Consider the following 18,873-nt stretch of genomic DNA (forward strand, 5'->3'; position numbering starts at 1 on the left):
GCGCAGCGAGCCCTGCCGGTGGTTGAGGTGCGAGCGCAGCGAGCCCTGCCGGTGGTTGAGGTGCGAGCGCAGCGAGCCCTGCCGGTGGTTGAGGTGCGAGCGCAGCGAGCCCTGCCGGTGGTTGAGGTGCGAGCGCAGCGAGCCTCGAAACCACCACCGCTCCGCCGGACACGCCGTCCGGACGCGTAATCGAAACGCGCGCGTCACCGGTGGGGAGTAGGTTGACGCCCATGCCCCATCGTGCCTGGGAACAGCACCACCGGGCCGTGGCCCGGCTCGCGGACTCCTGCGCCGCGATCCCGGCCGGGCAGCCGGTGCGGCTGGCGAAGCCCACCACCAACCTCTTCCGGGCCCGCTCGGCCGTCAGCGCCCCGGGCCTGGACGTCTCCGGCCTGGACGGCGTGATCGAGGTGATCCCCGACGCGCCGGAGGGCCCCGTCGCCGAGGTGCAGGGGATGTGCACCTACGAGGACCTCGTCGACGCGACGCTGCCGCACGGCCTGATCCCGTACGTCGTGCCGCAGCTGCGCACGATCACGCTGGGCGGCGCGGTGACCGGGCTCGGCATCGAGTCGACCAGCTTCCGCAACGGCCTGCCGCACGAGTCGGTGCTGGAGATGGACGTGTTCACCGGGGCCGGTCAGGTGGTCACCACCCGGCCCGGCGAGGCGCTCTTCGACGCCTTCCCGAACTCCTACGGGTCGCTCGGCTACGCGACCCGGCTGCGGATCCGGCTGGAGCCGGTCCCCAGCTACGTGGCGCTGCGCCACCTGCGCTTCGACGACACCGGGCTGCTGGAGAAGACGATGGCCGCCATCGCCGCCGCCGGCGAGCACGACGGCCAGCCGGTGCACGGCCTGGACGGGGTCGCCTTCGCCCCCGGGGAGTACTACCTGACCCTGGCCCGCTGGACCGACGACCCGACCTCGGTGCCGGGTGTCGACCGGCCCAGCGACTACACCGGCCAGCAGGTCTACTTCCGCTCCGTCGCCGAGCGGAGCCAGGACCTGCTGACGATGTACGACTACCTGTGGCGCTGGGACACCGACTGGTTCTGGTGCTCGGGTGCCTTCGGCGCGCAGAACCCGGCGATCCGGCGCCTGTGGCCGCGCCGCTGGCGGCGTTCCGACGTCTACATGCGCCTGCTCCACCTCGACCGCCGTTTCTCCATCGCCGACCGGCTCGACCGCCGGGCCGGGCGTCCGCTGCGCGAGCGCGTGGTGCAGGACATCGAGGTCCCCGTCGAGGCGCTCGGTGAGTTCCTCGACTGGTTCGACGCCGAGGTCGGCATGCGCCCGGTGTGGCTGTGCCCCCTGGTCTCGCGGCGGCCGTGGTCGACGTACCCGCTGGAGCCCGGGCGGCTCTACGTCAACGTCGGCTTCTGGGGCACGGTGCACGTCGGCCCGGACGCGGTCGACGCCCCGCGCAACCGCGCGATCGAGGCGAAGGTCCACGACCTGGGCGGCCACAAGTCGCTCTACTCCGAGGCCTTCTACGCCCCGGAGGAGTTCGCCGCCCTCTACAACACCGACAACCTGTCCGCTCTCAAGGAGCGCTACGACCCCGACGACCGGCTGACCAACCTCTACGACAAGGCGGTGAAGAGTCGATGAGCCCCACCCGTGGCATCGCACCGACGATCGAGTCCTTCTTCCCGGGAGGCCTCCCGCTCTGGTTCAAGGCCTACGACGGCAGCCAGTCCGGTCCGCCCGACGCCGAGTTCGGGCTGGAGCTGGTCAACGAGCGCGGCCTCTCCTACATCCTCACCGCCCCGGGCGACCTCGGCCTGGCGCGCGCCTACGTCTCCGGAGACCTGGTCCTGCACGGCGCGCACCCCGGCGACCCCTACCCGGCGTTCGCCCTGCTCAAGGACATGACCGACTTCGGCATCCCGAAGCCGGCCGAGCTGCTCTCGTTGGTCCGCGCCCTCGGGCTCGGCAACCTGGTGCCGCCGGCGCCGCCCCCGCAGGAGCACCTGCCCGCCTGGCGCCACCGGCTCGAGGGGCTCCGGGCCCTCGGCAAGTGGGGTCGGCACTCGCAGGAGCGCGACGCCGACGCGATCCACCACCACTACGACGTCTCCAACACGTTCTACGAGCACGTGCTGGGCCCGTCGATGACCTACACCTGCGCGGTCTACCCGACGGCGGACGCCACCCTGGAGGAGGCGCAGGAGCACAAGTACGACCTCGTCTGCCGCAAGCTCGACCTCAAGCCCGGCCAGCGGCTGCTCGACCTGGGCTGCGGCTGGGGCGGCATGGTCCGTCACGCGGCCCGCCACTACGGCGTCAAGGCGCTCGGCGTCACCCTCTCCCGCGAGCAGGCCACCTGGGCGCAGGAGGAGATCAAGCGGCAGGGCCTCGACGACATCGCGGAGGTGCGCTTCTCCGACTACCGCGACGTCCCCGAGACCGACTTCGACGCGATCAGCTCGATCGGCCTGACCGAGCACATCGGCGTGGCCAACTACCCGTCGTACTTCGGCTTCGTGGAGAGCCGGCTCAAGCCGCAGGGGCGGATGCTCAACCACTGCATCACCCGCCACTACAGCGGCGGGAAGCCGACCGCGGGTGCGTTCATCGACCGCTACGTCTTCCCCGACGGCGAGCTCACCGGGTCGGGCACCATCGTCCGCGCGGTCGAGAACGCCGGCCTGGAGGTGCAGCACCACGAGAACATCCGGGTCCACTACGCCAAGACGCTGGCCGGTTGGTCGGCCAACCTCGCCGCCCACTGGGACGCCTGCGTCGCCGAGACCGACGAGGGCACCGCACGGGTGTGGGGCCTCTACATGGCGGGGTCGCGCATCGCCTTCGAGCGCAACGAGATCCAGCTCCACCACGTGCTGGCCACCAAGACCGTCGACGGGGAGAGCGGCTACCCGCTGCGCCACGACTTCGGGGCGTGACGCTTCGGCTTCTGCGAGGCCGCACCGCTAGCCTGGGCCGGTGAGTGTGCGTGCCCAGCAGTTCGTCGCCGACGTCGTACGACGGGAGCGGGTCAGCCCGCACCTGGTGCGGCTGACGCTGGGCGGTCCGGGGCTCGCCGGGTTCGCCTCCACGGGCGTCCCGGACGAGTGGGTCGGCCTGGTGGTGCCGGGCCAGTTCCAGTCCCGCTACTACACGGTCCGCTCCTTCGACGGCGCCGAGCTGGTGCTCGACGTGGTGGTGCACGCCGTCGGGCTGGTGACCGAGTGGGCGCTCGGCGGCGCGGGTGACCCGGTCGGCCAGCAGGTGACGATCACCGAGCCCAAGGGCTCCTTCGACGTCCCCGAGGACGCCGGCTGGCTGCTGCTGGTCGGCGACCTGACGGCGCTGCCGGCGATGGCCCGGATCGCCGAGGCGCACGTCGGCCGGCTGCCGGTCCACGTGCACGCCGAGGCCGCGGACCTGCCCGAGGAGCTGGCCGCCTACCTGCCGGACGGGGTCGAGGTCTCCTGGACCGCGCCCGGCGAGGACGGCGGCAGCCGGCTGGCCGAGATCGTCGAGGGTCTGGCGTGGCCGGACGGCCCGGGGTACTTCTGGATGGCGGGGGAGTCCGCCCAGATGCGGGCGATCCGCAAGCACCTGATGCGGGAGCGGAAGATGCCGAGCACCCACTACGACGTGATGGGCTACTGGCGCGCCGTGAAGGAGCGCCAGCCGCGCGCGGTCGACCCGGGCCCGATCTGGCGGGCCGGCAAGGCGGCGGGCAAGAGCGACGAGCAGATCTGGGCCGACTACGACGAGGCCAGGGCGAAGGCGGAGTGATGGCGGACCAGCGGGACGAGCGACCCGACGTCGAGGACCTCGAGGACGAGACCCTCGAGGACGAGGACTACGACGACGAGGACTATGACGACGAGGACTATGACGACGAGGACGAGTTCGACGAGGAGTTCGGCGCACTGCCGCCGCCGGCCCCCGCGGTCGGCATGACCGGTCTCGGCGGCGTCGAGGTGGCCGAGGGCCACCGCAGCGGCTTCGCCTGCTTCGTCGGCCGGCCCAACGTCGGCAAGTCGACGCTGACCAACGCGCTGGTCGGGCAGAAGGTCGTGATCACCTCCGACAAGCCGCAGACCACCCGGACCGTGGTGCGCGGCATCGTGCACCGGCCCGACGGCCAGCTGGTGCTGGTCGACACCCCCGGCCTGCACCGGCCGCGCACGCTGCTCGGCGAGCGGCTCAACGACCTGGTGATGACCACCTGGGCGGAGGTCGACGTGGTCGCGGTCTGCTTCCCCTCCGACGAGAAGATCGGTCCCGGCGACCGGTTCCTGGTCGAGGAGCTCGCCAAGGTGCGGCGCACCACCAAGATCGCCGTGGCGACCAAGACCGACCTCGTCGACCACGAGCGGCTGGCCGAGCACCTGCTCGACATCGCCGCGCTGGGCCACGAGACCGGCACCGACTGGCAGGAGATCGTCCCGGTCTCCTCGGTCTCCGGCGACCAGATCGACCTGCTCGCCGGCCTGCTGGTCGGACTGATGCCCGAGGGTCCGCCGCTCTACCCGGACGGCGACCTGACCGACGCGCCCGAGGAGATCCTGGCGGCCGAGCTGATCCGCGAGGCCGCGCTGGACGGCGTGCGCGACGAGCTGCCGCACTCGATCGCCGTGGTGGTCGACGAGATGGGGCTGCGCGAGGGCCGTCCCGAGGACAAGCCGCTGCTCGACATCCACGCCAGCGTGTACGTCGAGCGCGACTCCCAGAAGGGGATCATGATCGGGAAGAAGGGCGCCCGCCTGCGCAAGGTCGGCACGGACGCCCGGAAGCAGATCGAGGCGCTGCTGGGCACGCCGGTCTACCTGGACCTCCACGTCAAGATCGCCAAGGACTGGCAGCGCGACCCGCGCCAGCTGCGCAAGCTCGGCTTCTGAGGGACCGGCCGGCCGGGAGGTGAGCAGGATGCGCCGTCTTCGCCGGGGCGCGCTCGCGACCCTGGCCGCGGTCGTCGCGCTGGCCGTGGTCGTCGGTGCGGCGCTGGTGGTCGTGCGGGTGTCGACCGGCTCCTGGACGGGATCGGGCGACGCGGGCGTGGCCCGGGACCCCGACACCTCCGTGCCGGCGCCGTCGGGGTCCACGGCGGCATCGCCGACGGCGTCCGACGCGTTGCGCCCGATGAGCCTCCTGGACCGCTGCCGCGCGGACGCGGCGCTGCGGTCGGGGTTCGTTCCGGAGACGGTCCGGATCCCCGGGGTCACCGACGGTGCGGTGGTCGACCCCGCGCCCCGCGACGCGCTCGGCGTCATCGGCGTGCCGCCGCTGACGGCCGGCGCCCAGCTCGACTTCGCCTGGGACGCCGAGGGCGCGCGGCCGGGATCCCGCCGCGGCAACGTGACGCTGACGGCGCACACGCTGCCGCAGGGGACCGGGATGGGCAACCACCTCCTGGCGTCGTACGGCGTCGGCGACCTGGTGGTGCTCGAGGGGCCGGACGACCGGATCTCCTGCTACCGCACGTCCGACGAGATCGAGGTGACCCCGGAGGATCCCGACGCGCTGGTGCGCGTGTACGCCGCCGACGGGCCGCCGCAGGTGGTCGTCATCGTCTGCTCGGGGGTCCGGCTCGGGCCGGGGGACTGGACGCACCGCACCGTGTGGTTCGCGGACCTGGTGCGCGGTCGCGGTTGATGCCGCGGGCGCAGTGCGCCAGGGACGCAGGTCCCGTCGGCGGGTGACCTCGGCGGCCGGTGTGCAGGGCCGTCGGACCCTTCCCGTCCCGCGCGCCGACGACTAGCGTCGAGGCATGCCTCAACTGCTGATCCTGGGATCCGGGACGGCCGGAACGATGGCCGCCAACCTGCTGCGCGACAAGCTCGACGACGATTGGCGGATCACCATCGTCGATCGCGACGACGAGCACCACTACCAACCCGGCTACCTGTTCATCCCGTTCTGGATGGACCCGGCGAGGGTGGTGCGCAGTCGGCGCTCCTTCCTGCCGGACGGCGTCGAGATGGTCCAGGCCGACATCGCCCGCGTCGACGCTGACGCGCAGACGGTGAAGCTGGGCGACGGATCGGAGCTGGCGTACGACTGGCTGATCATCGCCAGCGGCTCCCACCCGCGTCCGGAGCTGGTGCCCGGTGTCGCGGACGGGCCGTTGTGGCGGGACACGGTGCACGAGTTCTACTCGCTGGAGGGCTCCACGGCGCTGCGCGACAAGCTGCGCACCTTCGAGAAGGGCCGGCTGCTGGTGCACGTGTCCGAGATGCCGATCAAGTGCCCCGTGGCGCCGCTGGAGTTCGCGTTCCTGGTCGAGGACCACTTCCGCAGGCGCGGGATCCGGCACCTGATCGACATCACCTACGTGACGCCGCTCGACGGCGCCTTCACCAAGCCGATCGCCTCGCAGACCTTCGGCGACCTCCTCGACGACCGCAGCATCCGGCTGGCCGCCGACTTCGCCGTCGAGCGGGTCGACAACGAGGCCAGCACGCTGAACTCCTACGACGGGCGCGCGCTGCCGTTCGACCTGCTGGTCACCGTCCCGCCGCACACCGGCGCCCAGTTCGTCATCGACTCGGGCCTGGGCGACGACATGGGCTTCGTCCCGGTCGACAAGCACACGCTGCGCTCGACCGAGCACGACCGGATCTTCGTGCTGGGCGACGCGAGCAACATCCCGACCTCCAAGGCCGGCTCGGTCGCCCACTTCGCCACCGAGCTCTTCATCGACAACTTCCTGGCGGCGATCGAGGACCGCCCCCTGCCGAACGCCTTCGACGGCCACGCCAACTGCTTCCTGGAGACGGGACGGGGCAAGGCGCTGCTGCTGGACTTCAACTACGACACCCAGCCCCTGCCCGGGACCTTCCCGCTCCCCGCGGTCGGCCCGATGTCGCTGCTGCGCAACACCCGCCGCAACCACATGGGCAAGCTGGCCTTCGAGCAGATCTACTGGCGGATGCTGCTGCCCGGACACCGGCTCCCCGTCCCCGTGCTGATGTCGAAGTCCGGGAAGGACATGTCGGCCGAGAAGTCGGCCTGAGGAGGAGCGCGATGCACACCAACACCCTGAACGGCCGGTCGTTCGACGTGGACGGCGAGGGGTTCTTCACCGTCCGCGACCAGTGGAGCGAGGAGCTGGCCCACGACCTGGCGGCGCTGATCGGCGTCGAGCTCGACGAGGAGCACCTCGCGCCGCTGCTGTTCATGCGCAAGGACGCCGGCGACGAGGGCAACACCCCGACGCTGCGCCGGATGCAGACCGTCGGCGGGTTCGAGGTCCGCGACCTCTACCGCCTCTACCCCGGCAAGCCGGCCAAGAAGATGGCCTGGCTGGCCGGACTGCCCAAGCCCGTCGGCTGCGTCTGAGGAGGAGCGACGAGATGACCACCACCACCATCCCCGAGGGCTTCGTGATGCCGGACTTCGGCGACCGGCCCGCGGCCACCGCCCAGCCGGGCACCGCCGTGGACGGCGCGTCCGCGCCGGCGTACAGCGGTCCGCGCAAGATGGCCTTCATCTGCTCCAAGGGCAACCTGGACATGGCGTACCCGGCGCTGATCATGGGCAACGCCGCGCTCGGCGAGGGCGTCGAGGTCCACATCTTCTTCACCTTCTGGGGCCTGGACATCGTCAACCGCAAGAACAACAACAACCTGAAGTTCACGATGCTCGGCAACACCGCGATGCACATGCCCGAGCTCGCCCGCCTCGGGCGCGGCTGGGAGTACAAGTCGATGCCTCAGGGCATGGGCGGACTCCCGGGCATGACCAGCATCGGCACGAAGATGATGAAGAAGCAGCTCGAGGAGGAGGACATCCCGGAGATCCCGGAGTTCCTTGACATGATCCACGCCGCGGGCGTGCACATGTGGGTCTGCAAGCTGAGCTACGACATGATGAAGATCATCGCGGCGGACCTGCACCCCGGCGTCGAGGGCGTGATCAGCGCCTCGGACTTCATCGAGATCGCCGAGGGCGCGCAGATCGTCTTCGTGTAGCGCCACCCGGAACGCGAGTCGGCAGAAAGTTTCTGCCGACTCGCGGTCACTCCGGCGCCCAGCACCGCCCGAACGTCATCCCGCTCTCCCACTGCGCCTCGGTCGGCCACTCGTAGCCCCACTGGAAGTCGAGTGGGTCGTCGGCGCGGGCGGCCGCGGCGTCCTCGCAGACGCCGTCGCCGCGGCTGCGGGCCGCCTGCTCCCCGGGGTAGGACTCCCCGGTGAGGCCCACGACCGAGATGGCGCGCCACGAGTGCTGCGCCGCGCACGGGACGCGGGAGAAGGCGTCCGCGTCGGGGGCGGCCGTGCCGCACATCGCGACCCGGTCGCGGTCGGCGTCGCGGTCGAGGATGCCCCGGAGGCTGACGTCGACGGTCGCCAGGCCGGAGGAGCCGGTGACCACGACGGCGTCGCACCGGAACCAGTTGGCGCCCTCGTCCGACTCCTCGACGCTGGGGGTGAACCAGACCGGGCGGATCATGCTGAGCCGCAGCGCGCTCTCGTCGCCGCCGACGTACGCCGACAGGCCGCCGGGGCACGCCTCGGCGACCTGCCGCTGGGCCCGGTCGGAGTCGACGGCGAGCAGGTGCCCGTCGGCGACGGTCGCCAGGGCACCGACCCGGTAGGTCTCGGCGGTGTGCGGCCGGGCGCAGTCGCGCTTGCGGGCGGTCGCGGTGGGGGCCACGGCCTGGTCGAACGACATCCGGTAGCAGGTGCCCACCTTCGGCGTCGCCGGCGGCTTCGGCGCCGGGGTCGGGGCGGCGGCCGCGCTCGCCGAGGTGGCGGCCTCGGCGGCGGCGCTCGCGGAGGCGGCGGCAGCGTCGGCGTCCTCGCCGCCGTCGCTGGAGCAACCGGTCAGCAGGCCGGTCAGCCCCAGCAGCAGTGCCGCACCCCCCAGCGCCCGGGCCCTACTCACCCGTCTGGGCCCAGCAGACGGACCGGCGGATGCCGGCCTCCCACTCGGCGCGGTGGAAGTAGGTGTAGCCGAAGTCGAACGTCGCCGGGTAGTTCAGCCAGGCGCTCACCGACTTCTGGCAGAACGACCGCGTGCGCGACTCCGCCACCGCGTCGCCCGGGTAGGAGTCCGTCGCCACGCCCAGCTTGATCGTGGTCACCGCGCGCCAGTCGTGGGGCCGTGAGCACGGCACCTTGACGCCCTCGGCCACCGACGACCCCGCCGCGCAGACCATCCACCGGTCGTCGGGGCGGCCCGCGAGCAGCCCGGTGGTGGTCTCCGGCAGGGTGCGGTACTCGGCGCTCTCGCTGTCGCCGCCGCCGACCACGTCGCAGCGGTACCAGCGGGCGCCCCGGGCCCAGGCCTTCTCCGAGGGCCGGAACCACGCCCAGCTGAGGATCGTGCGCAGCACGGTGCTCTCGTCGGCGCCGAGGTGCTCGGCGAACTTCTGGGTGCAGGCCTTGTAGGCGAACGACCCGAGCGCCTCGTCGTCGTACTCGGTGTCGTCGAACCCGGCCGGGAGGTCGCCGACCGCGAACGTCTCCGCCGTGTGCTTCGCGGCGCAGTCCACGGTCTCCGTCGCGTTCGCGGGCTGGCGCACGTCGGCCGGCGTCAGCACGCGGCACGCCCCGAGCTCGGGCTGCTCGACCGAGTCGACCTGGTCGGGGTCGGAGTGGCCGCCCTGCGGCTGCGCGCCGCAGGCGCTGACCGCGAGGAGCGAGGCCAGCAGTACGGCGGCAGCACGCGCGCGTGCCCCGGCACCTCGCCCCATCGACCCTCCTCGGCGGCCGGCCGCGTCTGTCAGGCCAGCAGTGCCGCGATGGTAGCGCCCAGCTCGTAGGCGGCCCGCTCCGCCGCCTCGTCGACGTCGCCGAGCACCTCGAGCACGTCGTAGGACCGGCGCCACCCGAGCGCCCCGACGATCGAGCCGACGGAGCGCACGGCGCCGGTCAGGTCGTAGCGGCCGTGCACCCAGAGCCCGTAGGGGCGACCGGCCGTGGTGCCGCCGGAGTCTCCCGCGCCGCCGGAGTCGTCCAGCGCGCCGCCGACGGCCAGGAAGGTCGAGTCGAAGAAGTGCTTGAGCGCGCCGCTCATGTAGCCGAAGTTGGCGCTGGTGCCGAGCAGGTAGCCGTCGGCGGCGAGCACGTCCTCGGCGGTCGCCTCGAGCGCCGGGCGGACGACGACCTCGACGCCGGTGATCTCCTCGTCGTGCGCGCCGGCCACGGCGGCGTCGCGGAGGCGCGCCAGGGACCGGGTCGGGGAGTGGTGCACGATCAGGAGTCGGGAGCCGGTGGCGGACACGGCCTCAGCCTAGGTGGACGCGGTGCGCTACCCTGGGTCTCGTCATGATGCGCGCGCTCCTTCTTAGCGGCCGCAGCGAGGTCTGAAAGCCGGACCCCCTCGCTGCGGAGTGAGTGATGCGCCCGGCGCCCACCTCGACCATGACCACGGTCGACGAAACAGCCGAGGAAACCTCATGACCACGATCCCCGCTCAGCAGCCCAGCGGCATGCCGTACCACCGCTACACCGCCTTCGAGCCCGTCACGGTGCCCGACCGCACCTGGCCCGACCAGAAGGTGACGAAGGCACCGCGCTGGCTCTCCACCGACCTGCGCGACGGCAACCAGGCGCTCATCGACCCGATGAGCCCGGCCCGCAAGATGAAGATGTTCGACCTCCTGGTGAAGATGGGCTACAAGGAGATCGAGATCGGCTTCCCGGCCGCCAGCCAGACCGACTTCGACTTCGTGCGCCAGCTCATCGAGGGCGACCGGATCCCCGACGACGTACGCGTCTCGGTGCTGACCCAGGCCCGTGAGGACCTGATCTCGCGCACCGTCGAGTCGCTGGTCGGCGCCGACAAGGCCACCGTCCACCTCTACAACGCCACCGCGCCGCTGTTCCGCCGCGTGGTCTTCGGCGTCACCGAGGCCGAGTGCATCGCGATCGCCACCCGCGGCACCGAGTGGGTGATGAAGTACGCCGACCAGCTGCTGCCCGGCACCGACTTCGGCTACCAGTACAGCCCCGAGATCTTCACCCAGACCCCGACCGACTTCGCCCTCGAGGTCTGCGAGCGGGTCTCCGACATCTGGCAGCCCGAGGCGGGCCGCGAGATCATCCTCAACCTGCCGGCCACCGTGGAGATGTCCACGCCCAACACCTACGCCGACCAGATCGAGTACTTCGGCCGGCAGCTGAGCCGCCGCGAGTTCTCCGCGATCTCGCTGCACCCGCACAACGACCGCGGCACCGCGGTCGCGGCGACCGAGCTGGGCCTGATGGCCGGCGCGGACCGCGTCGAGGGCTGCCTGTTCGGCCACGGCGAGCGCACCGGCAACGTCGACCTGGTGACGCTGGGCATGAACCTGTTCAGCCAGGGCATCGACCCGCAGATCGACTTCTCCGACATCGACGAGGTGCGCCGCACGGTCGAGTACTGCACCAGCCTGCCGGTCCACCCGCGCCACCCCTACGCCGGCGACCTGGTCTACACCGCGTTCTCCGGGTCGCACCAGGACGCGATCAAGAAGGGCCTGGAGGACCTGGACCGGATCGCCGAGGAGCAGGGCAAGCCCGTCGGCGAGGTGCCGTGGGAGGCGCCGTACCTGCCGATCGACCCGAAGGACGTCGGCCGCACCTACGAGGCCGTGATCCGGGTGAACAGCCAGTCCGGCAAGGGCGGCGTCGCCTACGTGCTCAAGGCCGAGCACAGCCTGGACCTGCCGCGGCGCGCGCAGATGGAGTTCAGCCGGGTGATCCAGGCCCACACCGACACCGCCGGCGGCGAGGTCACCCCGCAGCAGATCTGGGACATCTTCCGTGCCGAGTACCTCGAGCGCGAGCAGCCCTACTCGCTGACCTCCTGGTCCTCGGTGACCGACGGGGAGGGCGACGACCAGCAGCAGGTGCACCTGGTGGTGCGCGGCGAGGAGCGGGTCTTCTCCGGCGAGGGCAACGGCCCGGTGGCCGCGTTCGTGGACGGGATGCGCCAGGCCGGCGCCGACATCCGGGTGCTCGACTACGCCGAGCACGCGCTCTCCTCCGGCGGCGACGCGGTCGCCGCGGCGTACGTCGAGTGCGAGGTCGCCGGCGAGATCGTCTGGGGCATCGGCATCCACCACAACATCGTGACCGCGTCGCTGCGGGCGGTGGTGTGCGCCGCCAACCGGGCGCAGGCGATCACGATCCCGGCCGGGGCCTAGCCGACAGGGACGACGAGGACGAGCGCGGCGGGCGGGGGAACGATGGCGCAGCGGATCCTGGCCTCGGAGCAGGTCGGCCAGCTCTTCGTGGAGACCGCCCGCGGGCGGGACCGCATCGAGTACACCGAGTACGGCTCGGGCGATGCCTGGGTGGTGCTGGTGCCGCCCGTCCTCGCCCCGCGCCGGGTCCAGGCCCGGCTGGCCCGGTCGCTGGCCGCCTCCGGCCTGCACGTGGTGGTGCCGGACCTGCTCGGCCACGGGCGCTCGGACCGGCCGGCGGACCCGCTCAGCTACTCGGTGACCGCGTTCGCCGAGCAGGTGGTGGCGCTGCTGGACCACCTGGGCGCCGCGCAGGCGGTCCTCGGCGGCACCGCGCTCGGCGCCAACGTGGCGCTCGAGGCGGCGGCGCTGGCGCCGACCCGGGTCCGTGGGCTGCTGCTGGATGCCCCGGTGCTCGACGACGCCCTCGCCATCGAGCTCGCGGTGCTCGCCCCGCTGATGTACGTCGGGAGGTTCGTGCCGCTCGGCGTGCACGCCGCCCGCTGGGCGACCCTACCGGTGCCGCGTCGGCTGGCGCCGCGGCCGGTGCGGCGCCTCATGGACGCCCTCGACCAGCGCCCGGGCGCGCTCGCGGCCCTCGCGCACGGGGTGCTCTTCGGCCGCCTCGGTCCCTCCTACGCCGACCGCGCGGGGATCGGGGTGCCGGCGCTGGTGGTGGCCCGCCCGCGCGACCCCTTCCACCCCGCCTCGGACGCCGAGGCGCTCGCCGAGCAGCTCCCGCAGGCCACCCTGGAGGTCGCCGCGCCGCTGGAGTGGCGGCGCTCGCCGGAGCGGCTGGACCTGCTGGCCACCCGGTTCGCGCTCGACTGCAGCCGCGGGTCCGGCATCCGGCGCCCCCGCCGCGGCGGCGCGTAGGTCCGTCGAGGTGGTTTCGAGGCTCGTCGCTAGCGCTCCTCGCACCTCAACCACCGACGCAGGTGCGAGCGGAGCGAGCCGTGCCGGTGGTTGAGGTGCGAGCGAAGCGAGCCTCGAAACCACCTCGACCGGCAGCCCGCCGCGGGCGCGCCGCCGCGGTCCTGTCGGTCCCCGGCGGCAGAATGGGCGGGTGCTCTACCGTGACGAGGCGATCGTGCTGCGCACCCACAAGCTGGGTGAGGCCGACCGCATCATCACGCTGCTGACCCGGCAGCACGGCCGGGTCCGGGCGGTCGCCCGCGGCGTACGGAAGACGACCTCGCGCTGGGGCTCGCGCCTGGAGCCCTTCACCCACGTCGACCTCCAGCTCGCCCAGGGGCGCAACCTGGACACGATCACCCAGGCCGAGACCCGCGGCGCGTTCGGCGCCGAGATCGGCTTCGACTACGACCGCTACACCGCGGGCACCGCGATGCTGGAGACCGCCGAGCGGCTCGTCGCCGAGGAGCGGGAGCCGGCCGTGCAGCAGTTCGGGCTGCTGACCGCCGCCCTTCGGGCGATGGCGGCCGGCGACCGGGCGCCGGGGCACGTCCTCGACTCCTACCTGCTGCGCGCGCTCGCGATCGCCGGCTACGCCCCCTCGTTCGTCGACTGCGCCCACTGCGGCCGACCGCCGGTGCTGGGCACCGGCGAGCTGACCAGCCACCGCTGGTTCAACCCGTCGATGGGTGGCGTGCTCTGCGCGACCTGCCGGATCCCGGGCTCGGCGGCGCCGGCCCCGGAGACGCTGCGGCTGCTCGGCGCGCTGCTCGCCGGCGACTGGCCGGTGGTGGAGGCGGCGGAGGCCCGGCACGTGCGGGAGGGCAGCGGGCTGGTCGCGGCGTTCGTGCAGTGGCAGCTCGAGAGGGGGCTGCGCTCCCTGGCGTACGTCGAGCGCTGAGCACTGCCCTACGCTGCCGCTGTGAGTCGCTCGTCCCGCCGTAGCCGTACGCCCGCGCCCCGCCGCGAGGTCCGGCCGCCCACGCCGCACCCGTCGGGCGCGACGCCGCCGCCGATCCCCGCCGAGCTGGTGCCGCACCACGTGGCGATCGTGATGGACGGCAACGGCCGCTGGGCCCAGGAGCGGGGGCTGCCGCGGACCAAGGGGCACGAGGAGGGGGAGTCGTCGCTCTTCGACGTGGTCGAGGGCGCGATCGAGATCGGCGTGAAGGCGATCTCGGCGTACGCGTTCTCCACCGAGAACTGGTCGCGCAGCCCCGACGAGGTGAAGTTCCTGATGGGCTTCAACCGCGACGTGATCCGGCGCCGCCGCGACGAGATGCACGAGCTCGGCGTCCGGGTGCGCTGGGCCGGCCGGGCGCCGCGGCTGTGGACCTCGGTGGTCAAGGAGCTGAAGGTCGCCGAGGAGCTGACCCGCGACAACGACGTGCTCACGCTGACCATGTGCGTGAACTACGGCGGCCGCTCCGAGCTCGGCGACGCCGCCCGCGCGCTGGCCCGCGACGTCGCCGCCGGCCGGGTCAACCCGGACCGCGTCGACGAGCGCACCCTGGGTCGCTACCTGTACGTGCCCGAGCTCCCCGACGCCGACCTGATCTGGCGCACCTCGGGGGAGCAGCGGCTCTCCAACTTCATGCTCTACCAGGCGGCGTACTCGGAGTTCGTCTTCAGCGACGTGCTGTGGCCCGACGTCGACCGGCGTCACCTGTGGGCGGCGATCGACCAGTACGCGCGGCGCGACCGCCGCTACGGCAGCGCCTGAGCCGAGGCGTCGGTGCCGGATTTTCACCGATTCGCGCCATGTGTCGGGGCCCCAGTCGGGGGGTAGATGAGGGTCACCCCTCCGCCCTCACGATCGAGGTCCCCATGAACGCTGCCCGGCCCCGGCGGGGCCTTCGACGTGCGGTTCCCGTCGCGGTGGCCGCGACGCTGGTCGTGCTGGCCGCCTCGCTCACCGCCTGCGGCGCCGACGCCGGCGCCGACCCCGACGACGTGGAGACGGTGATCGTCACCGAGACCGCGGCCGCCGAGCCGACGGACGACATGGGCGGCACCCCGTCGATGCCGACGTCGGCGCCGACCTCGGAGGGCCCCATGGCCCCCTACACCGGTGCCGTCACCCCCGAGGAGCTCGTCGAGGACCTGAACGGCGCGGTCGAGATCACCGAGCGGTTCTGGGAGGACCACTGGACGGAGTTCTTCACCGGCACCTACACCCCGCCGACGGTGATCGGGCTGTACGACGGCACCGACGCCGCCTCAGCACCCACCTGCTTCGACGAGCCGCTGCCCGCCGACAACGCCTTCTACTGCCCCGACGGCGACTACGTCGCGTGGGACCAGACCCTGATCGCCCGTGGCTTCGAGGTCGGCGACTCCTGGCCCTACCTCGTCGTCGCCCACGAGTGGGGCCACGCCATCCAGGCCCGGCTGGCGATGAGCCTGCAGGCCGACGCGTTGGAGCTGCAGGCCGACTGCCTGGCCGGCGCCACGCTCTACGGCTCGGCGGCCGACGGCAACCTGACGTTCGAGGACGGCGACGAGAAGGAGATCGTCAACGCCCTCAACCAGCTCAGCGACGAGACCGCGTGGACCATGTCCGGCGACCACGGCGACAGCTTCCAGCGGATCGAGGCGTTCAACACCGGCCGCAGCGGCGGTGTCGTCGAGTGCCTGCCGCGGAGCAAGACCAAGGGCTGACGCCGGTCGGGGTCGGGTGGTTTCGAGGCTCGCTTCGCTCGCACCTCAACCACCGGGGGCCGGGGTCGCACCTCAACCACCTGGGGCCGGGCTCGCGCCCGGAACCACCGGTCGCCTGCTGTCGCGGGGAACGCCGTCCGAGCCCGCGGAGGGAGCGAATCGACCGGAGCGGTCGAGGGCGGCTTCGCCGCGTGCAGGCACCCGCAGGCCGCCCGAAGGCCGCGACCACAGACTGCCTCGACCGCGAGCGCGGCAGCGCGGCGGAGCGAAGCGGAGACGCGCTCGCGCCATCCCACTCAGTGCTCGTCGTAGTGGCCCTCGTGCACCGCGTGGCGGTGGCCGTCGTGGACGTAGTCGACGTGGTCGTCGTGCGGGACCGCCAGGTGGCCGCAGCCGGGGCCGTGCTGGTGGGGGTGCCGATCGATCGGCTCGTGCTCGGCCTCGATGTCCGGTAGGTGGCTGAACGGCTCCCGCAGGCGGGCCCGACGCCGGAGCAGCGCGCCGATCGGCCAGGCCATCAGGTAGCCGGCCAGCGCGGCGACGACGATCGCCGGTCCGGGGGAGACGGAGGCGCGGTACGACGCGAAGGTGGCCGCGACCAGTCCGCCGACCGAGGCGAGGGTGCCGAGGCCCATCGCCAGCAGGAAGGTGCCGCGGAAGGAGCGGGTGAGCTGCTGTGCGGTCGCCACCGGCACCACCATCAGTGCCGAGACCAGCAGCAGCCCGACGGTGCGCATGGCCACCGTGACGCTGACCGCGGCGAGGACGGCGACGAGCACGTTGTAGAACCGGACGCGGAGGCCGGCGACGCGGGCGAACTCCTGGTCCTGTGCGACGGCGAAGAGCTGCGGCGCGAGCCCGACGCAGAGCACGACGACGGCCACCGCCAGCCCCATGGTGACGAGCACGTCGCTGGGGGAGAGCGTGGTGATCGAGCCGAAGAGGTACTGCTGGAGCGTCACGGCGCTCTCGCCGCCGATGCCGCTGAGCAGGACACCGCCCGCCAGGCCTCCGTAGAAGAGCAGCGCCAGCGCCACGTCGCCGTTGGTGGCGCCGCGTTCGCGGATGATCTCGATGGTGACGGCGCCCGCGGTGGCCACGAGCACCGCGGTCCACGTGGGCGCGATGCCGGTGACCAGGCCCAGCGCGACGCCCGTGACCGCGACGTGCCCGATGCCGTCGCCCATCAGGGCCAGGCGGCGCTGCACCAGGAAGGTGCCGACGGCGGGGGCGGCCACGCCGGTGAAGACGGCGGCGAGCAGGGCCCGCTGCATGAACGGCAGCGAGAACAGCTCCCAGACGCTCATCGGGACTCCTCCTCCGGCCGGGTGGGCCGGTCGACCGGGGAACCGACGTGCGGCACGTGGTCGGCGCGGCCGACGTAGCCGGGTGTGCCGGTGTGGTGGTGCGTGTGGGACTCCCCGAAGAGCGGGGAGTGCACCTCGTGGTCGCCCAGCGGGGGGCCGTCGTAGGCGACGCGACCGTCGCGCATCACGACGGCGCGCTCGACCAGCGGAGCCAGGGGCCCGAGCTCGTGGGCGACCAGGACGATGGTCGCGCCGCGCTCCTTCAGCCGGCCCAGGGTCGCGGCGAGCACCTCCTGGTTGGGCAGGTCGACCCCGGCGGTGGGCTCGTCGAGGAAGAAGACCTCCGGATGCCCGGCCAGGGCGCGGGCGATGAGCACCCGCTGCTGCTGACCGCCGGAGAGGTGGCTGACGGTGTCCCGGCGGCGGTCGGCGAGCCCGACCACCTCCAGCGCTTCGTCGATGGCGGCGCGGTCGGCGCGGCTGAGGCGGCTGAACGGGCGGCGGTGGGTGAGCCGGCCGGCGGCGACCACCTCCCAGACCGAGGCGGGGATGCCGGAGCCGGCCGTGGCGCGCTGCGGCACGAAGCCGACCCGGTGCCAGTCGTCGAAGTCGTCGATCCGGTCGCCGAAGAGGCGGACCTCGCCGCCGGCGGTCGGGTAGAGCCCGAGCAGGGTGCGGACCAGCGTCGACTTGCCGGAGCCGTTGGCGCCCATCAGGGCCACGAACTCGCCGGGCCGCACGACCAGGTCCACGCGCCGCAGGATCGGTCGGCCGCCGAGCACGACCGACGCGTTCTGGGCCGCCACGGCCTCCGTCGCCGGGTCCGGCACGGGCGTGCCGGAGGCCGTGGCGCCGCTCATGCGCAGCCGTTCGCGGTGCGCAGGGCGTCCAGGTTGGCGCGCATCAGGCTGAGGTAGTCCTCGTCGGCGGTCTCCGAGGTCAGGCCCTCGATCGGGTCCAGGACCGCGGTGGTGACGCCGGCGTCGCGGGCGAGGCTCTCGGCGAGCTGCTTCGGTGCGAGCCGCTCGCTGAAGACGGTGGTGATGCCGTCGGACTCGATGAGGTCGTGCAGCTCGCCGAGGTCGGCCGGGGTCGGCTCGGCGTCGGGGGAGAGACCTGCGATCGCAGCCACGTGGACACCGTACTTGTCCAGGTAGCCGAACGCGTCGTGCGAGACGACGATGGTGTCGCGCTCGCAGGTGGCCAGCCCGTCGACGTACTCCTCGTCCAGCGCCGTCAGGTCGTCCCGCATCGCGGCGGCGTTGGCGGTGTAGTCGTCGGCGTGGTCGGGGTCGAGGTCGGCGAGCTCGTCGGCGACGGCGTCGCCGAGGTCGGCCATCCGGACCGGGTCCAGCCAGAAGTGCGGGTCGACGTCGCCGTGGTCGTGCTCGTCCTCGTCGGCGTGCTCGTCCTCGTCGGCGTGCCCGTCGTCGTCGGCGTGCTCGTCCTCGTCGGCGTGGTCGTGGTCGTGGTCGTCCTCGGCGTCGGCGGGCAGCAGGTCGACGACCTCCTCGACGTCGACGGTCGCGCCCGTCGCGTTCTGCTCGACGGCCTTGTCGACCGCCGCCTGGAACCCGTGCTGGTAGACCACCAGGTCGGCGCCGGCGACGACGGCGGTCTCCTTGACCGTCAGCTCCAGGTCGTGCGGCTCGGTACCGGGCTGGGTCAGCAGCTCGATGTCGGCGTGGTCGCCGGCGACCCGCTCGGCGACGTACGCCAGCGGGTAGAAGGCGGCGGCCACCTGCACGCCGTCCCCGGCGTCGGCGCCGTCGCCCTCGAAGGCCGAGCAACCGGTGGCGGTCAGGGTCAGGGCGGTCAGGGCGGGGACCAGGATTCCGAAGCGCATGAGAATCATTCT

20 protein-coding genes are annotated in these 18,873 nt (G+C 72.7%); 13 read left to right on the forward strand and 7 right to left on the reverse strand.

The window, feature by feature from the left end:
* On the reverse strand, nucleotides 1–207 hold a 207-nt coding region (locus ABLM29_RS18075; protein WP_349715858.1), incomplete at its 3' end, for a hypothetical protein.
* Between the two features lie 23 nt (nucleotides 208–230).
* Here ABLM29_RS18075 and ABLM29_RS18080 point away from each other — a divergent pair.
* The 8 genes from ABLM29_RS18080 (at nucleotide 231) to ABLM29_RS18115 (ending at nucleotide 7,930) form a co-directional block, all read left to right on the forward strand.
* Complete coding sequence (locus tag ABLM29_RS18080; RefSeq protein ID WP_349715860.1) at nucleotides 231–1,613, forward strand: FAD-binding oxidoreductase; 1,383 nt, start codon at nucleotides 231–233, stop codon at nucleotides 1,611–1,613.
* Nucleotides 1,610–2,908, forward strand: coding sequence for a class I SAM-dependent methyltransferase (locus tag ABLM29_RS18085; protein ID WP_349715861.1), 1,299 nt, complete (start codon nucleotides 1,610–1,612; stop codon nucleotides 2,906–2,908). Before ABLM29_RS18080 ends, ABLM29_RS18085 begins: the two co-directional genes overlap by 4 nt.
* A 40-nt stretch (nucleotides 2,909–2,948) precedes the next feature.
* Complete coding sequence (locus ABLM29_RS18090) at nucleotides 2,949–3,749, forward strand: siderophore-interacting protein (RefSeq protein WP_349715862.1); 801 nt, start codon at nucleotides 2,949–2,951, stop codon at nucleotides 3,747–3,749.
* Nucleotides 3,749–4,858 (forward strand): GTPase Era, encoded by a 1,110-nt coding sequence (gene era, locus ABLM29_RS18095; RefSeq protein WP_502889273.1) that lies wholly within the window; start codon nucleotides 3,749–3,751, stop codon nucleotides 4,856–4,858. The genes ABLM29_RS18090 and era overlap by 1 nt, the downstream gene beginning before the upstream one ends.
* A 28-nt stretch (nucleotides 4,859–4,886) precedes the next feature.
* Entirely contained in the window at nucleotides 4,887–5,612 is a 726-nt protein-coding gene (locus ABLM29_RS18100; protein ID WP_349715863.1) for a class F sortase, read from the forward strand.
* Nucleotides 5,613–5,727: 115 nt separating this feature from the next.
* A complete protein-coding gene (gene sqr / locus ABLM29_RS18105; protein WP_349715865.1) occupies nucleotides 5,728–6,972 on the forward strand; it encodes a type III sulfide quinone reductase, selenoprotein subtype in 1,245 nt (414 codons plus the stop codon).
* Between the two features lie 11 nt (nucleotides 6,973–6,983).
* On the forward strand, nucleotides 6,984–7,298 hold the full coding sequence (locus ABLM29_RS18110) for a TusE/DsrC/DsvC family sulfur relay protein (RefSeq protein ID WP_349715867.1): 315 nt from the start codon (nucleotides 6,984–6,986) through the stop codon (nucleotides 7,296–7,298).
* A 14-nt stretch (nucleotides 7,299–7,312) separates the two neighbouring features.
* Nucleotides 7,313–7,930 (forward strand): DsrE/DsrF/DrsH-like family protein, encoded by a 618-nt coding sequence (locus tag ABLM29_RS18115; protein ID WP_349715868.1) that lies wholly within the window; start codon nucleotides 7,313–7,315, stop codon nucleotides 7,928–7,930.
* 46 nt (nucleotides 7,931–7,976) lie between these two features.
* Here ABLM29_RS18115 and ABLM29_RS18120 read toward each other — a convergent pair whose 3' ends face one another.
* Genes ABLM29_RS18120 through ABLM29_RS18130 form a run of 3 tightly spaced genes read right to left on the reverse strand, consistent with a single transcriptional unit; the run spans nucleotide 7,977 to nucleotide 10,187 of the window.
* On the reverse strand, nucleotides 7,977–8,846 hold the full coding sequence (locus tag ABLM29_RS18120; RefSeq protein WP_349715869.1) for a septum formation family protein: 870 nt from the start codon (nucleotides 8,844–8,846) through the stop codon (nucleotides 7,977–7,979).
* Complete coding sequence (locus tag ABLM29_RS18125) at nucleotides 8,839–9,657, reverse strand: septum formation family protein (protein WP_349715870.1); 819 nt, start codon at nucleotides 9,655–9,657, stop codon at nucleotides 8,839–8,841. The genes ABLM29_RS18120 and ABLM29_RS18125 overlap by 8 nt, the downstream gene beginning before the upstream one ends.
* A gap of 29 nt (nucleotides 9,658–9,686) precedes the next feature.
* Nucleotides 9,687–10,187 (reverse strand): flavodoxin family protein, encoded by a 501-nt coding sequence (locus ABLM29_RS18130; RefSeq protein ID WP_349715873.1) that lies wholly within the window; start codon nucleotides 10,185–10,187, stop codon nucleotides 9,687–9,689.
* Nucleotides 10,188–10,362: 175 nt separating this feature from the next.
* On the opposite strand from ABLM29_RS18130, the gene leuA reads away from it, so the two are divergent.
* From leuA to ABLM29_RS18155, 5 genes are all read left to right on the forward strand, one after another.
* The gene (gene leuA / locus ABLM29_RS18135) at nucleotides 10,363–12,093 is read left to right on the forward strand and encodes a 2-isopropylmalate synthase (protein ID WP_349715874.1); all 1,731 of its coding nucleotides are present in this window, start codon (nucleotides 10,363–10,365) and stop codon (nucleotides 12,091–12,093) included.
* A 42-nt stretch (nucleotides 12,094–12,135) separates the two neighbouring features.
* Nucleotides 12,136–13,008, forward strand: coding sequence for an alpha/beta fold hydrolase (locus ABLM29_RS18140; RefSeq protein WP_349715875.1), 873 nt, complete (start codon nucleotides 12,136–12,138; stop codon nucleotides 13,006–13,008).
* A 190-nt stretch (nucleotides 13,009–13,198) separates the two neighbouring features.
* Nucleotides 13,199–13,948, forward strand: coding sequence for a DNA repair protein RecO (gene recO, locus ABLM29_RS18145; RefSeq protein WP_349715876.1), 750 nt, complete (start codon nucleotides 13,199–13,201; stop codon nucleotides 13,946–13,948).
* A gap of 21 nt (nucleotides 13,949–13,969) precedes the next feature.
* A complete protein-coding gene (locus tag ABLM29_RS18150; protein WP_349715877.1) occupies nucleotides 13,970–14,770 on the forward strand; it encodes an isoprenyl transferase in 801 nt (266 codons plus the stop codon).
* Nucleotides 14,771–14,925: 155 nt separating this feature from the next.
* On the forward strand, nucleotides 14,926–15,708 hold the full coding sequence (locus ABLM29_RS18155) for a neutral zinc metallopeptidase (RefSeq protein ID WP_349715879.1): 783 nt from the start codon (nucleotides 14,926–14,928) through the stop codon (nucleotides 15,706–15,708).
* A 296-nt stretch (nucleotides 15,709–16,004) separates the two neighbouring features.
* Here the strand turns inward: ABLM29_RS18155 and ABLM29_RS18160 are convergent, their stop codons facing one another.
* From ABLM29_RS18160 to ABLM29_RS18170, 3 genes are read right to left on the reverse strand one after another with little or no spacing between them, the layout of a single operon-like run.
* Nucleotides 16,005–17,015 (reverse strand): metal ABC transporter permease, encoded by a 1,011-nt coding sequence (locus ABLM29_RS18160; RefSeq protein WP_349715880.1) that lies wholly within the window; start codon nucleotides 17,013–17,015, stop codon nucleotides 16,005–16,007.
* Nucleotides 17,012–17,875, reverse strand: a complete 864-nt coding sequence (locus ABLM29_RS18165; protein WP_349715882.1) for a metal ABC transporter ATP-binding protein — start codon at nucleotides 17,873–17,875, stop codon at nucleotides 17,012–17,014. The genes ABLM29_RS18160 and ABLM29_RS18165 overlap by 4 nt, the downstream gene beginning before the upstream one ends.
* On the reverse strand, nucleotides 17,872–18,861 hold the full coding sequence (locus tag ABLM29_RS18170) for a metal ABC transporter substrate-binding protein (RefSeq protein ID WP_349715883.1): 990 nt from the start codon (nucleotides 18,859–18,861) through the stop codon (nucleotides 17,872–17,874). The genes ABLM29_RS18165 and ABLM29_RS18170 overlap by 4 nt, the downstream gene beginning before the upstream one ends.
* Nucleotides 18,862–18,873: the final 12 nt, after the last annotated feature.

It is taken from the genome of Nocardioides sp. YIM 152588 (genome assembly GCF_040191335.1).
Lineage (GTDB): Bacteria > Actinomycetota > Actinomycetes > Propionibacteriales > Nocardioidaceae > Nocardioides.

What these genes read in the sequence shown, in the direction of transcription:
- ABLM29_RS18100 (WP_349715863.1), top strand. Translation starts at nt 4,887, where the DNA reads ATGCGCCGTCTTCGCCGGGGCGCGCTCGCGACCCTGGCCGCGGTCGTC.
- ABLM29_RS18165 (WP_349715882.1), bottom strand. Translation starts at nt 17,875, where the DNA reads ATGAGCGGCGCCACGGCCTCCGGCACGCCCGTGCCGGACCCGGCGACG.
- ABLM29_RS18125 (WP_349715870.1), bottom strand. Translation starts at nt 9,657, where the DNA reads ATGGGGCGAGGTGCCGGGGCACGCGCGCGTGCTGCCGCCGTACTGCTG.
- ABLM29_RS18160 (WP_349715880.1), bottom strand. Translation starts at nt 17,015, where the DNA reads ATGAGCGTCTGGGAGCTGTTCTCGCTGCCGTTCATGCAGCGGGCCCTG.
- ABLM29_RS18140 (WP_349715875.1), top strand. Translation starts at nt 12,136, where the DNA reads ATGGCGCAGCGGATCCTGGCCTCGGAGCAGGTCGGCCAGCTCTTCGTG.
- ABLM29_RS18110 (WP_349715867.1), top strand. Translation starts at nt 6,984, where the DNA reads ATGCACACCAACACCCTGAACGGCCGGTCGTTCGACGTGGACGGCGAG.
- ABLM29_RS18170 (WP_349715883.1), bottom strand. Translation starts at nt 18,861, where the DNA reads ATGCGCTTCGGAATCCTGGTCCCCGCCCTGACCGCCCTGACCCTGACC.
- ABLM29_RS18085 (WP_349715861.1), top strand. Translation starts at nt 1,610, where the DNA reads ATGAGCCCCACCCGTGGCATCGCACCGACGATCGAGTCCTTCTTCCCG.
- era (WP_502889273.1), top strand. Translation starts at nt 3,749, where the DNA reads ATGGCGGACCAGCGGGACGAGCGACCCGACGTCGAGGACCTCGAGGAC.
- ABLM29_RS18115 (WP_349715868.1), top strand. Translation starts at nt 7,313, where the DNA reads ATGACCACCACCACCATCCCCGAGGGCTTCGTGATGCCGGACTTCGGC.
- ABLM29_RS18080 (WP_349715860.1), top strand. Translation starts at nt 231, where the DNA reads ATGCCCCATCGTGCCTGGGAACAGCACCACCGGGCCGTGGCCCGGCTC.
- sqr (WP_349715865.1), top strand. Translation starts at nt 5,728, where the DNA reads ATGCCTCAACTGCTGATCCTGGGATCCGGGACGGCCGGAACGATGGCC.
- leuA (WP_349715874.1), top strand. Translation starts at nt 10,363, where the DNA reads ATGACCACGATCCCCGCTCAGCAGCCCAGCGGCATGCCGTACCACCGC.